This is a genomic window from Streptomyces sp. N35 (genome assembly GCF_016464295.1).
In the GTDB taxonomy this organism is placed as follows: domain Bacteria; phylum Actinomycetota; class Actinomycetes; order Streptomycetales; family Streptomycetaceae; genus Streptomyces.
The window spans coordinates 16775-29926 of sequence record NZ_JAEIMH010000043.1; the positions used below are offsets into that span (position 1 = coordinate 16775).

Genomic DNA, 13152 nt, shown 5'->3' on the forward strand with positions numbered 1-13152 from the left:
TGGCCCGCCCCATGGGCTGACGGGCCGGGCCGAGGGCCCTGGGCGCGAGCCGGGGACCCTCGGCCCGACCCGGGGGCCCTCGGCGCGAGCCCAGGCCTCTCGGCTCGAACCGGGGTCCTCGGCCCGAACCCAGGCCTCTCGGCCCGAGCCGGGGATCCTCAGCCCGAGCCCAGGCCTCTCGGCCCGAACCGGGGATCCTCAGCCCGAGCCCAGGTCCCTCGGCCCGAACCGGGGATCCTCAGCCCGAGCCCAGGTCCCTCGGCCCGAACCGGGGATCCTCGGCGCGAACCCAGGTCCCTCGGCCCGAACCGGGGATCCTCGGCCCGTCACGCCTTCAGCCCGCGCCTCACCCCAGATGCGTGGCCGCGAACAACCTGACCACCGCCGGGAGCACCACGACCGACGGCCCGGGTTCCGCGAGCGCCTTGGCCAGGTCCTCCTCCAGCGAAGCCGGCGAGGTCCGCACCGCCGGCACCCCGAACGACTCCGCGAGCGCCACGAAATCCGGGCGGGACAGCTCGGTGCCCGTGGCCTCGCCGAACGCGTCCGTCATGTACTCGCGCAGGATCCCGTAGCCGCCGTCGTCGACGATCAGCCAGGTGACGGGGAGGCCGTACTGCTTCGCCGTGGCCAGCTCGGCGATCGAGTACATCGCGCCGCCGTCGCCGGAGACCGCGAGCACCGGCTTCGACGGGTCGGGCGCCGCCGGACCCGGCGCCGCCCGGTAGGGCGAGGCCCGACCGCCCCCACCCCCGGCCCGGGGGACGGTGGTGGGGCGTGGGCCGAGTGCATCGTGTTGGGGCGGCGGGCGTCGAAGGCCGACCAGGCCCAGTACGCCAGGATCGTCATGTCCCAGAAGCTGGGCGACGCATCGGGGAGGGCGGACCGGATCGAGGCGAGCAGCCGCTGCTCCTTGTCCAGGCCCTGCGCGTCGATCCGCTCCCGTACACGGGCGAGGACCTCCCGTACGCGAGAGGCCGCCGATGCGTCCTCGCGCGGGCCGTCGAGGGTTTCGAGCAGGGCGGTCAGGGCGATACGGGCGTCCGCGTGGATGCCGAGCGCCGGGAGGTTGGACTCCAGCTTGCCCGCGTCCGCCTCGATCTGGATGACCCGGCCGCGGGGCTTGAACGTGTGGTAGTTCGAGGAGAGTTCGCCCAGGCCCGAGCCGACCACAAGGAGGACATCCGCGTCCTCGAGGAAGTCGGTGGTGTGCCGGTCCTCCAGCCAGGACTGCAGGGAGAGGGGGTGCTCCCAGGGGAAGGCGCCCTTGCCGCCGAAGGTGGTGACCACCGGGGCGTTCAGCTGCTCGGCGAGCGCGCGCAGCTTGCCCGAGGCGTCCGAGCGGACCACTCCGCCGCCCGCGATGATCGCGGGACGCGCCGCGTTCGCCAGCAGGTCGGCGGCCACCGCGGTCAGTTCGGGGCGCGGCAGGAGGCCGTGCGGGAACGCGTCGACCGGCGTGACCTGCGGCAGCGCGGTCTCCGCGAGCAGCACGTCCTGCGGGATCTCCACCCATACCGGACCGTGCGGGGCGGAGAGCGCCGACTCCCAGGCCGCCGCGATCGCCGAGGGGATCTGCGACTGCGTACGGACCGTGTGCACGGACTTCACGATGTCGCGGAACGAGGCCTGCTGGTCGCGGAGTTCGTGCAGATAGCCGTGGCGTCCGCCGCCGAGTCCCGCCGTCGGGATCTGGCTGGAGATCGCGGGGACGGGCGCGGAGGCCGCGGCCGCCTCCTGGGGCGCGGCGGGCGAGGTCAGCGCGCCCGGTCCGGGGGACAGGAGCAGCGGAGCCGCCTCGCCCGTGACCCGGCCATAGGCATCGGCCGCGAAGCCCGCGTTGTTCTCCACCCGCAGGCCCACATAGCGCAGGTCGGAGCGGCGCAGCGCGTCGAACATGCCGAGCGCGTGCTGGCCGGGCAGCCCGAAGACCGTGGTCGCACCGAGGCCCTGCAGGGTCTCGATGACGAGGTCACCGCCATTGCGCCCGGCCGGCGGGTTCAGCGCCGCCGCCACCTGGGCCGGCGTCGGCCGCAGCTCGATGTCGTGGTCGTGAGTCACTGGGCGCCCTCCGCGGCGCGACGTGCCTCCGCGATCTGCCGGCTCATGATCGTCGTCAGCTCGTACGCCGTGTGCGATGCGGCCACCGCGGTGATCTCCGCGTGGTCGTACGCGGGCGCCACCTCGACCACGTCCGCCGAGACCAGGTTGCAGGAGGACAGTCCGCGCAGGATCTCCAGGAGCTCGCGCGAGGTCATGCCGCCCGCTTCGGGCGTGCCCGTGCCGGGCGCGTGCGCCGGGTCCAGGCAGTCGATGTCGATCGAGATGTACAGCGGACGGTCGCCGATGCGCTGGCGCAGCTGGTCCGCGACCTCGTCCGCGCCGCGCCGGTAGACGTCCGCGGAGGTGACGATGCCGAAGCCCATCTTCTCGTCGTCGGTCAGGTCCTGCTTGCCGTACAGCGGCCCGCGGATGCCGACGTGCGACAGGGCCGAGGTGTCGAGGATGCCCTCCTCGACCGCGCGCCGGAACGGGGTGCCGTGCGTGTACTCCGCGCCGAAGTAGGTGTCCCACGTGTCCAGGTGCGCGTCGAAGTGCAGCAGCGCGACCGGCCCGTGCTTCTTGGCGACGGAACGAAGGAGCGGCAGGGCGATGGTGTGGTCGCCGCCGAGGGTCATCAACCGGGCGCCCGTGCCGAGCAGTTCGTCGGCGGCGGCCTCTACGGTCTCGACCGCCTCGTTGATGTTGAACGGGTTGGCCGCTATGTCGCCCGCGTCCGCGACCTGCGCGAGCGCGAACGGGGAGGCGTCCTGCGCCGGGTTGTAGGGGCGGAGCAGCCGCGAGGCCTCGCGGATGGCATTGCCGCCGAAGCGCGCGCCCGGGCGGTAGGAGGCCCCGCTGTCGAAGGGCACGCCGGCGACGGCGACGTCGGTCCTGCCGACCTCGTCGAGGCGGGGCAGCCGCGCAAAGGTGGCCGGGCCCGCGTACCGCGGGATCCGGGAGGAATCCACGGGTCCGCGCGGGGTGGCGGACGGGGTGCCGGGGGTCTCGCTGCTGCTCATCGTCGAGCTCCTTCAAGGTCGTGCGGGTGGAACGGGTCGTACGGGTCCTACGGCTCGCGCAGTCCGTACGGGTCCTTCGGCTCTCACCGTCCGTACGGGTCCTGCGCGTCTCGCGGCGATGCGGCTCTCGCCGAATCAAGTGTCGCTCAGGTCGGCACCGCGAAGATCAGCCTGTGGACAACCGAGGGGCTGTGGACAACTCGGTCACCCACAAGGGGGGCCGGGCCCAGCGGCAGAGGGGGGAGTTCGCCGCCGGACCCGGCTGGGGAAAGGGCCTAAGGCCCAGGTCAGCATGGGTTACGTCCCGGCCGTCACAGCCTCGGCCGACCAGTCGCCCCGGCCATCACAGCCTCGGCCGGCCCGTCGTCCCGCCTCGGCGTCACAGCCTCGGCCGGCCCGTCGTCCCGGCCCCGGTCGTCACAGCCTCGGCCGGCTCCTCGTCCCCACCCCGCCCCGCCAGCCGCTCCCGCCAGTTCGCGAGCACGGCCTCGTCGGTGGGCCGGGTGGCCAGGGAGACGGCGACATAGGCGGCGAGGGAGGCGAGGAGCCCGTAATAGACCGGCTCGTTCGCGAGGATCCCGTACTTCCACATCAGGAAGATCACGGTCGCACCGCCGACACCGACCGCGGCCAGCGCCCCGTGCACCGTGCCGCGCTTCCACAGCAGTCCGCCGAGGATCGGCACCAGCAGCCCGCCGACGAGCAGGTCGTACGCGACGGTCAGGCCTTCCAGGACGCTGTCCAGCTGGATCGCGATCACGATCACGGCGACGCCCATGATGAGGATGAAGATCCGGTTGCCCCGCACCTCGTCGCGCTCACTGCCGGCCGCACCCGCGACCCCGCGTATCCGCGACCAGATGTCGTTGTTCGCCACGGTCGCCGACGCGATCAGCGCACCGGACGACGTGGACATCACGGCCGCCAGCGCGGCGGCGAGCACCAAGCCGCGCACCCCGACCGGGAGTTCCTCCTTGACGATCGTCGCGAAGGCGTCGTCGGCCGAGCCGAGCTTCGGGAAGAGCACCTTGGCCGCCGTACCGATCAAAGCTCCGGCCACCGCGTACGCCAGGCAGTACGTACCGGCCACGGTCCCGCCCCACTTGGCCGTGGTGTCGCTGCGCGCGGTGAACACCCGCTGCCAGATGTCCTGCCCGATCAGCATGCCGAACGTATAGATCAGGACGTACGTGAAGATCGTCTCGCCGCCGATGCCGAGCGGGTCGAAGTACGAGGTCGGCAGGGACTCCTGCATCTCGCCGAAGCCGCCCGCCTTCACGACGGCGATCGGCAGGAGCAGAAGCAGCACCCCGATCGTCTTGACCACGAACTGCACCATGTCGGTGAGCGTGATCGACCACATGCCGCCGAGCGTCGAGTACACGACCACGATCGAGCCGCCGAGGATGATCGACATCGTGCGGTTCAGGTCGAAGAGGACGTCGAAGATCGTGGCGTACGCGATGGTCGACGTGACCGCGAGCATCAGCGTGTACGCCCACATCACCAGGCCCGAGATGATGCCGGCGCGGCCGCCGTACCGCAGATCGAGCATCTCGGAGACGGTGTAGACCTTCAGGCGCGCGATCCGCGCCGAGAAGAAGACGCTGAGCGCGAGCAGTCCGAGGCCGATGGTGAACACCATCCAGGCGCCCGAGAGGCCGTACTGGTAGCCGAGCCCGACACCGCCGATCGTCGAGGCGCCGCCGAGGACGATCGCGGCCATGGTGCCGGAGTACATCCACGGTCCGAGCCGGCGTCCCGCGACCAGGAACTCGCTCTTGTTGCGGGCCCGGCGCATCCCCCACCAGCCCATGGCGAGCATGCCGGCGAGATAGACGACGATCACTGCGTAATCGACAGCCATGACGTGCCATCCTCCGATGCGCCTGGGGGCGGGTTCGTGGGTTGACACTAGGTGGCCCGCACAGGGCCGTGAAGTGTACGTTTCATCCATTCACGAGCCCCCGGATGGAGGGATCGCCCACCATGCCGGAAGGCAAACCGGACCCCGCGCCCCCCGAAGCGGCACCGGCCGCCCCACCCACCCCGCCCATCCCCCTGAACGCCCTCCTCGCCCGCACCGATCTGGGCCTGCGCCAGGTGGCCGGGCCCGTCGACCCCGAGACCGCCGTGCACTGGGTGCACACCAGCGAGATGGCCGACCCCTATCCGTATCTCCTCGGCGGCGAGCTGCTCCTGTCCGCGGGCGTGCACTGCCCCGACCCCTCCGACGCGGCGCACTACGACACGTACGCCGCCCGGATCGTGCAGGCCGGCGGCGCGGCGCTCGGGTTCGGGATCGCGCCGGTGCACGACCGGGTGCCGCAGCCGCTGATCGAGGCCTGCGACCGCTATGGGCTTCCGCTGCTCGAAGTCGCCCCGAAGACCCCGTTCACGACGGTCGCGCGGGCGGTCTGGCAGCTGATGGCGCAGGCCCGCCATGCCGAGCTGCGCCGGGTCGCCGAGGCCCAGCAGGCCCTCGCCGCCGCGGCCGCCCGCCCCGACCCGGTGCCCTCCGTGCTGCGCCAACTGGCGCGCAGGCTGGGCGGATACGCGGTACTCCTGGGCGCGTCCCCGGAACGCTCGGCGGGGCGCACACCCCACGCCCCGGTCCGCGCCGCGCTCGACCACCTCGCCCAGGTCGTCGGCCCGGGCGCGGCGCGCCCCGCCTCGGCCACCGACACCGTGGCCCCGGACGCCCACCTCGCCGCGTACGCCCTGGCCGGAGCCCCCGGACTCGCCCTCGGCGTCGTCACCTCGGCCCGCGAGCCCGGCGACCACACCATCGCGGGCGCCGCGGCCGTACTCCTCTCCCTGCTCACCGCCGAGCACCAGGGCGCGGCCGAGACCCGCCGCAGCGGCGCGCTCGTCCGGCTGCTGCTCGGCGCCCGGCCCGACGACGTCGCCCCGCTCCTCGGCCCGGCGCCCTGGACCGTCGTCCGCGGACGCCCCGCCGAAGGCACCGCGGATCCGGGCGCGTTGGCGGCCGCGCTGGGCAGCGCGCTCTTCGACAGCGACCGCGACGGTGTACGGGTGGTCCTCACCGCGAACGCCGAGCCCACGGCTCAGCCCGGCTGGACTCTCGGGGCCGGTGCGCCCGTCGCCCCCGCCGAGCTGGCCACCGCGGACGTCCAGGCCCTGCGCGCGCTGGGCCGCGCGGAAGCCACCCGCTCCCCCTTCGTACGGCATGGCGTACGGGCGGGGCTCAAGGAGCTCGTCCCGCCGGCGCAGGCCGAGGCCCACGCCCGCACCTTGCTCGCCCCGCTGCACCAGGCTCCGAACGGCGAAGCCCTCACCGAGACCCTGCGCACCTGGCTCTCCCTGCACGGCAGTTGGGACCGCACGGCCACCGCCCAGGGCGTCCACCGCAATACGGTCCGCCAGCGCGTGGCCCGCTGCGCGGCGCTCCTGGACACGGACTTGGACGATCCGGATGTCCGTATGGAGCTGTGGTTCGCGTTGCGGGTGGGTCCCTGAGCGGTGCGGGTGGGTCCCTGAGTGGTGCGGGTGAGGCCCTGAGCGGTGCCGGTGGAGCCCTGAGCGGTGCCGCTGGGGCAGCGAATGGTGCGGGTGGGGCCCTGAGGAACACATGTGCCGTCCACCGACCGGGACGCCGAGCCGCTCCCACCGCCCTGAAGGCACAATGAACCCATGCCGATACCCAGCCGCGAAGCCCTCGTCGACCATCTCGTCCGTACGCGTATCGCCGGTGATGTCGCCACACCCCGCGAGAACAACCTGAGCCATTACCGCAAGCTCTCCAACGGCGACCGCCACTACTGGCTGGGAATCGACCTCGGCGACCGCTGGACGGACGAGCAGGACGTGCTCGCCGTGATGGCCGAGCGCTGCGGAGTGATCGACGATCCCGCGCACCGCCATGGCCAGGACACCATCGACCCCGAGCTGACCGTCGCGGGCCTGGAGCGGATGGCGGCGCGGCTGCGGAAGGCCGCCGACGCCCAGGAGCGGGTCCTTTTCGCGACCGGTCACCCCGGCTCGCTGCTCGATGTGCACCGGGCGACCGCCGAGGCGATGCGCCGCGCGGGCTGCGAGATCGTGCGCATCCCCGGCGGGCTCGTGGCCGACGAGGGGTATGTCTTCCAGTTCGCCGACATCGCGGTGTTCGAGCGGGGCGCCAGCATCTGGCACACCCACTCCCCCGAGCCGATGAACGCGATCCTCGACGCGCTCGAGCACGAGGGGAGCCCGCTGCCCGACCTCGTGGTCGCCGACCACGGCTGGGCGGGACGGGCCGGCCAGCGCGGGATCGACTCGGTCGGTTACGCGGACTGCAATGACCCGGCCCTGTTCCTCGGCGAGGCCGAGGGCATCGTCCAGGTGACGGTGCCGCTCGACGACCACGTACTGGATCCGCGGTTCTACGAGCCGATGACGGCGTTCCTGCTGGACGCGGCGGGTCTCGAATAGAGCCTCACGCGGGGTCCGTGGCCCGCACTGGCGGTGTCGGATCGATGAACACCCGCCGCACCGCCGGGAACCGGGCCCGCAGCCGCCGTTCCGCCTCCTCGCAGGCCCACTCCACATCCGCCGCCGTGGACACATCGCGGAAGTCGGCCTTGGCCGCGATCAGGACCTCGTTGGGGCCCTGCACGAGCGTCACCAGGTCGACGACCTCCATCACATGCGGTACGTCGAGGAGTTCGGCCCGCACCTCGGCCCGCATCTCCGGCGGCAGCGAACGCCCGATCAGGTGCTCGGCGTTGCTGCGGCCCAGCTCCCAGGCCACCCACACCAGGAGTACGCCGATCAGGATCGACGCCACGCCGTCGTAGACGCCGGAGCCGGTGAGCTGGCCGCCGAGCAGGCCGCCGGCCGCGAGCGCGAGGCCGATCAGGGCGGCGACGTTCTCCAGGAGCACCGCCTTGACCGCCGTGTCCGGTGTCTCGCGCACATAGCGCGCGATGCGGGTGTGGAAACGGGCCGCCTCGCCCTTCACCTGGCGCCAGGCGACCAGCAGCGAGTAGCCCTCCAAGAGGAAGGCGACCGCCAGGATGAGGTACGAGATCGTCGGATTGCCCGGCTCCTCGCCGTGCGTGAGCGTGTGGATCCCGTCGTACACGGCGAAGACCCCGCCGCCGACGAAGGTCGCGACGGCCGCGAGCAGCGCCCAGACGTAGCGCCGGCCGCCGTAGCCGAGCGGATGCTCCTCGTCGGCCGGTTTCTCGCTGCTCTTGAGCGAGACGAGCAGCATCACCTCGGTGACGGTGTCGGCCAGCGAGTGCGCGGCCTCGGAGAGCATCGCGCTGGAACCACTGATGATCCCGCCGACGGCCTTGGCCACGGCGATCCCGAGGTTGGTGAGGACGGCGACGATGACCGTCCCCACGGACTCGGAGTGTTCCGGCTGCTCCGGGGCTTCGAGGTCGCTCATGCGGTGACGGTATGTCCGGTACGTGTGATGTGCGCGGTTGGCGTCGCGTTCGGGCGGGATTTTCTCCCCGCCCCGCCCCTTCCCGAAACTGGGGCTTCGCCCCGGACCCCTTCATCCGAACTTCGTTCGGATCTCCTCAAACGCCGGAGGGGCTGAAAGATCGCCTCAAACGCCGGCGGGGCTGGGTGCTCAGCGCGGAACCCGCACCACACCCTCCTGGATCACCGAGATCGCCAGCCGCCCGTCCTGCGTATAGATCCGCGCCTGCCCGAGCCCACGTCCGCCGGAGGCCGACGGTGACTCCTGGTCGTAGAGCAGCCATTCGTCCGCGCGGAACGGGCGGTGGAACCACATCGCGTGGTCCAGGGAGGCCCCGACCACATCGCCGACGGTCCAGCCGCCGCGGCCGTGCGCGAGCAGCACCGAGTCGAGCAGCGTCATGTCCGATACGTACGTGGCGAGGCAGACGTGGAGCAGCGGGTCGTCGCCGAGCTTGCCGTTCGCGCGGAACCAGACCTGTGAGCGCGGCTCGCGCGGCTCGCCCACGGTCCCGTACGGAGGGGCCTGCACGTAGCGCAGATCGACCGCCCCGCGCTCCTTGATCATGCGGTCCACGATGCGCGGGTCACGGAAGTTGTGCGCGTACCGCGGCAGCATCTCGGCCGCGGTCGGCAGCGTCTCCGGGTCGGGCGAGGCAGGCATCGCGGCCTGGTGCTCCAGGCCTTCCTCGTACGCCTGGAAGGAGGCCGAGAGGTGGAAGATCGGCTTTCCGTGCTGGACCGCGACGACCCGGCGCGTGGTGAAGGAGCGGCCGTCGCGGATGCGGTCGACCTCGTACACGATGGGCGCGCCCGGGTCGCCCGTGCGCAGGAAGTACGCGTGCAGCGAGTGCGCGTCACGCCCTTCGGGCACGGTGCGGCCCGCGGCGACCAGGGCCTGGGCGGCGACCTGCCCGCCGAAGACCCTGGGCACCAGTGCGGAGCGTGACTGGCCGCGGAAATAGTCCTGCTCGATCCGCTCCAGGTCGAGCAGATCGAGCAGGCCCTGCAGTTCGTCGTTCAAGACGGTGTCCCGGGAGTCCTGGTGTCCTAGAGACCCATGTCCTTCGCGATGATCGTCTTCATGACCTCGCTGGTGCCGCCGTAGATCCGGTTGACGCGGTTGTCCGCGTACAGGCGGGCGATCGGGTACTCGTTCATGAAGCCGTAGCCGCCGTGCAGCTGGAGGCAGCGGTCGATCACGCGGTGCGCGACCTCGGTGGCGAACAGCTTCGCGGATGCGGCCTCGGCGGCGGTCAGCTCGCCCTGGTCCAGAGCCTCGAGCGCGCGGTCGACCACGGCCTCGGCGGCGTCCACCTCGGCCTGGCAGGCGGCCAGTTCGAACTTGGTGTTCTGGAAGGACGCGACGGTCTTGCCGAAGACGGTGCGCTCCTGCACGTACTCCTTGGCGAACCGCACGGCGGCCTTGGCCTGCGCGTACGCGCCGAAGGCGATGCCCCAGCGCTCGCTCGCGAGGTTCTTGCCGAGGTAGGAGAAGCCCTTGTTCTCCTCGCCGAGGAGGTCGTCGACGGGGACCTCGACGTCGACGAACGCCAGCTCGGCGGTGTCGGAGGTCTTCAGGCCCAGCTTGTCGAGCTTGCGGCCGATCGAGTAGCCCGCGGACTTGGTGTCCACGGCGAACAGCGAGATGCCGAAGCGGCGGTCGTCCTCGCGCGGGGCGGAGGTACGGGCGCAGACGATCACGCGGTCGGCGTGCACACCGCCGGTGATGAAGGTCTTGGCGCCGTTGAGGACGTAGTGCGTACCGGCCTCGTTGAGCTTCGCGGTGGTCTTCATGCCGGCGACGTCGGAGCCGGTGCCCGGCTCGGTCATCGCGAGCGCCCACATCTCCTCGCCGGAGACGAACTTCGGCAGGTAGCGCTTCTTCTGCTCGTCGGTGGCGAGCATCTCGATGTACGGAAGGCCGAGGAGCACGTGGACCCCGGAGCCGCCGAAGGAGACGCCGGCGCGGGCGGTCTCCTCGTACATCACGGCCTCGTACTTGTGCGACTCGATGCCGGCGCCGCCGTACTCCTCCGGGACGCGGATCCCGAAGACGCCCAGCTCACCGAGCTTGTAGTAGAAGTCGCGGGGGGCCTGCCCCGCCGTGTACCACTCGTCGTAGACCGGGACGACCTCGTTCTCGATGAACGCGCGGATGGTCTCGCGGAACGCTTCGTGGTCCTCGGTGAATACGGTGCGGCGCACGTGGGGCCTCCTGATCGTCTGCGGCTACGACAGCACAGTGCGCATGGCTAAGCGCTTGCTCAGGTTACCGGCCAGTTGGTCTGTGCGTCCAGAGATGTGGGTCACGCCACCCTCGCGCAGAAACCCCTTACGCAGCCGCCGAGGCGAACGCCCCCAGCGCCATCCGGTGCAACAGCCCCGCCATCGCCGCACGCCCCGGCAGCGCGCCCGGGCGGCTCAGGTGCGGCGTCGAGTTCAGCAGCCCGAAGACGGCGTGCACGGACGCCCGCGCGTCCGCCTCGGACAGGGACGGATAGACCTTCCGTACGACGTCGACCCAGAGCTCCACGTACTGGCGCTGCAGCTGGCGCACCAGCTTGCGGTCGCTGTCCCGCAGGCGGTCCAGCTCGCGGTCGTGAAGGGTGATCAGCGGGCGGTCGTCGAGTGCGAAGTCGATATGGCCCTCGATGAGCGAGTCGAGCAGCTCGGCGGGGGTGCCCTCCACCTCGGCCACGCGCCGCTTGCCGCCGGTGAGGAGCTGCTCGCTGATGCCGACGAGCAGCTCGGCGAGCATCGCGTCCTTGCCCGCGAAGTGCCGGTAAAGGCCCGGTCCGCTGATGCCGACCGCGGCCCCTATCTCATCGACACCGACCCCGTGGAACCCGCGCTCCGCGAAGAGCCGCGCAGCCTCCTTGAGGATCTGCTCGCGGCGGGTCGCACCCGCGGTCGTCGTACTCATGAAGTCATTGTAGACAGCGCGGTTAGCGCTCGTTAACCTGGCGGAAATGGGTTAACGCTCATTAACCGAGCAGCTCATGGAAAGAGCAAGGGGGCTCACCACGATGCAGCAGGCACCCGTACTGGGCAGCGGCGCCGATCCGGCGTCCGAGGCCTGGCGGTCGAACGAGGCGGCGCACCGCGCCCTCGTCGATGAGCTGCGGTCCAAGCTGGCCGCGGCCCGCCTGGGCGGCGGCGAGAAGGCCCGCGCCCGTCATGTCGCCCGCGGCAAGCTTCTGCCGCGCGACCGCGTCGACGGTCTGCTCGACCCGGGCTCGCCCTTCCTCGAGCTGGCCCCGCTCGCCGCCGACGGTCTGTACGGCGGGGACGCACCGGCCGCCGGGGTGATCGCCGGGATCGGCCGGGTCAGCGGCCGCACCTGCGTGGTCGTCGCCAATGACGCGACCGTCAAGGGCGGCACGTACTACCCGATGACCGTCAAGAAGCATCTGCGCGCGCAGGCCGTGGCCCTGGAGAACCGCCTGCCCTGCGTGTACCTGGTCGACTCCGGCGGCGCCTTCCTGCCCATGCAGGACGAGGTCTTCCCCGACCGCGAGCACTTCGGGCGGATCTTCTACAACCAGGCCCGGATGTCCGGCGCCGGCATCCCGCAGATCGCCGCGGTCATGGGCTCGTGCACCGCGGGCGGCGCGTACGTGCCCGCGATGAGCGACGAGGCCGTGATCGTGCGCGACCAGGGCACGATCTTCCTCGGCGGCCCCCCGCTGGTGAAGGCCGCGACCGGCGAGGTCGTGACGGCCGAGGAGCTGGGCGGCGGCGAGGTGCACTCCCGTACGTCCGGTGTCACCGACCACCTCGCCGAGGACGACCCGCACGCCCTGCGCATCGTCCGCAACATCGTCGCCACGCTGCCCGAACCCGGCCCGTTCCCCTGGAACGTGGAGCCCGCCGAGGAACCGAAGGTCGATCCGTACGGGCTCTATGGCGCGGTCCCCGTCGATTCGCGTACGCCTTATGACGTACGGGAAGTGATCGCGCGGATCGTCGACGGCTCGCGTTTCCAGGAGTTCAAGTCCGAGTTCGGCACGACGCTCGTGACCGGCTTCGCGCGCATCCACGGCCACCCGGTCGGGATCGTCGCGAACAACGGGATCCTGTTCTCCGAATCCGCCCAGAAGGGCGCGCACTTCATCGAGCTGTGCGACCAGCGCGGCATCCCGCTGCTCTTCCTGCAGAACATCTCCGGCTTCATGGTCGGCCGCGACTACGAGGCCGGCGGTATCGCCAAGCACGGCGCCAAGATGGTCACGGCCGTCGCCTGTACGCGGGTGCCGAAGCTGACCGTCGTCGTCGGCGGTTCGTACGGCGCGGGCAACTACTCGATGTGCGGCCGGGCCTATTCGCCCCGCTTCATGTGGATGTGGCCCAACGCGAAGATCTCCGTGATGGGCGGCGAGCAGGCCGCCTCGGTGCTCGCGACCGTCAAACGCGACCAGTTGGAGGGCCGCGGGCAGGAGTGGTCGGCCGAGGACGAGGACACGTTCAAGGCGCCGATCCGCGAGCAGTACGAATCCCAGGGGAATGCTTACTACGCGACGGCCCGCCTCTGGGACGACGGTGTGATCGACCCGCTCGAGACCCGCCAGGTCCTGGGTCTGGCCCTGACCGCTTGCGCCCATGCGCCGCTCGGTGACCCCGAGTTCGGCGTCTTCCGGATGTGATGGGTGAG

The 13152-nt window shown here is 71.4% G+C and carries 9 protein-coding genes and 1 pseudogene; 3 read left to right on the forward strand and 7 right to left on the reverse strand.

Annotated elements, in window-relative coordinates; all coding sequences use genetic code 11:
* Positions 1 to 346: 346 nt before the first annotated feature.
* The 3 genes and pseudogenes from JAO81_RS23190 to JAO81_RS23200 all read right to left on the reverse strand — a co-directional run bounded on the left by JAO81_RS23190 (position 347) and on the right by JAO81_RS23200 (position 4929).
* Positions 347 to 2061, reverse strand: a pseudogene (locus JAO81_RS23190) (thiamine pyrophosphate-binding protein).
* Positions 2058 to 3062: an agmatinase gene (gene speB / locus JAO81_RS23195; protein WP_199549842.1), complete on the reverse strand. Its 1005-nt coding sequence runs from the start codon at positions 3060 to 3062 to the stop codon at positions 2058 to 2060. Before speB ends, JAO81_RS23190 begins: the two are co-directional and overlap by 4 nt.
* A gap of 379 nt (positions 3063 to 3441) precedes the next feature.
* Positions 3442 to 4929 carry a sodium:solute symporter gene (locus tag JAO81_RS23200; protein ID WP_199549843.1) on the reverse strand — a complete coding sequence of 496 codons (1488 nt, stop codon included), beginning with the start codon at positions 4927 to 4929 and terminating at the stop codon, positions 3442 to 3444.
* Between the two features lie 122 nt (positions 4930 to 5051).
* Here JAO81_RS23200 and JAO81_RS23205 point away from each other — a divergent pair, with 122 nt between their 5' ends.
* Positions 5052 to 6542, forward strand: a complete 1491-nt coding sequence (locus JAO81_RS23205) for a PucR family transcriptional regulator (protein WP_199549844.1) — start codon at positions 5052 to 5054, stop codon at positions 6540 to 6542.
* 174 nt (positions 6543 to 6716) lie between these two features.
* Positions 6717 to 7496, forward strand: coding sequence for a phosphatase (locus JAO81_RS23210; RefSeq protein ID WP_165334411.1), 780 nt, complete (start codon positions 6717 to 6719; stop codon positions 7494 to 7496).
* 4 nt (positions 7497 to 7500) lie between these two features.
* On the opposite strand, the gene JAO81_RS23215 is transcribed toward JAO81_RS23210, so the two are convergent.
* The 4 genes from JAO81_RS23215 to JAO81_RS23230 all read right to left on the reverse strand — a co-directional run bounded on the left by JAO81_RS23215 (position 7501) and on the right by JAO81_RS23230 (position 11424).
* Positions 7501 to 8460, reverse strand: a complete 960-nt coding sequence (locus tag JAO81_RS23215) for a cation diffusion facilitator family transporter (RefSeq protein WP_199549845.1) — start codon at positions 8458 to 8460, stop codon at positions 7501 to 7503.
* 189 nt (positions 8461 to 8649) lie between these two features.
* Positions 8650 to 9522 (reverse strand): acyl-CoA thioesterase II, encoded by an 873-nt coding sequence (gene tesB, locus JAO81_RS23220; protein WP_199549846.1) that lies wholly within the window; start codon positions 9520 to 9522, stop codon positions 8650 to 8652.
* A 26-nt stretch (positions 9523 to 9548) separates the two neighbouring features.
* Complete coding sequence (locus tag JAO81_RS23225) at positions 9549 to 10706, reverse strand: acyl-CoA dehydrogenase family protein (RefSeq protein ID WP_199549847.1); 1158 nt, start codon at positions 10704 to 10706, stop codon at positions 9549 to 9551.
* A gap of 127 nt (positions 10707 to 10833) precedes the next feature.
* Entirely contained in the window at positions 10834 to 11424 is a 591-nt protein-coding gene (locus tag JAO81_RS23230) for a TetR/AcrR family transcriptional regulator (RefSeq protein ID WP_199549848.1), read from the reverse strand.
* A gap of 103 nt (positions 11425 to 11527) precedes the next feature.
* Here JAO81_RS23230 and JAO81_RS23235 point away from each other — a divergent pair, with 103 nt between their 5' ends.
* Entirely contained in the window at positions 11528 to 13144 is a 1617-nt protein-coding gene (locus JAO81_RS23235; protein ID WP_199549886.1) for a carboxyl transferase domain-containing protein, read from the forward strand.
* Positions 13145 to 13152: the final 8 nt, after the last annotated feature.

What these genes read in the sequence shown, in the direction of transcription:
- JAO81_RS23205 (WP_199549844.1), top strand. Translation starts at nt 5,052, where the DNA reads ATGCCGGAAGGCAAACCGGACCCCGCGCCCCCCGAAGCGGCACCGGCC.
- JAO81_RS23210 (WP_165334411.1), top strand. Translation starts at nt 6,717, where the DNA reads ATGCCGATACCCAGCCGCGAAGCCCTCGTCGACCATCTCGTCCGTACG.
- speB (WP_199549842.1), bottom strand. Translation starts at nt 3,062, where the DNA reads ATGAGCAGCAGCGAGACCCCCGGCACCCCGTCCGCCACCCCGCGCGGA.
- JAO81_RS23230 (WP_199549848.1), bottom strand. Translation starts at nt 11,424, where the DNA reads ATGAGTACGACGACCGCGGGTGCGACCCGCCGCGAGCAGATCCTCAAG.
- JAO81_RS23215 (WP_199549845.1), bottom strand. Translation starts at nt 8,460, where the DNA reads ATGAGCGACCTCGAAGCCCCGGAGCAGCCGGAACACTCCGAGTCCGTG.
- JAO81_RS23200 (WP_199549843.1), bottom strand. Translation starts at nt 4,929, where the DNA reads ATGGCTGTCGATTACGCAGTGATCGTCGTCTATCTCGCCGGCATGCTC.
- JAO81_RS23235 (WP_199549886.1), top strand. Translation starts at nt 11,528, where the DNA reads ATGCAGCAGGCACCCGTACTGGGCAGCGGCGCCGATCCGGCGTCCGAG.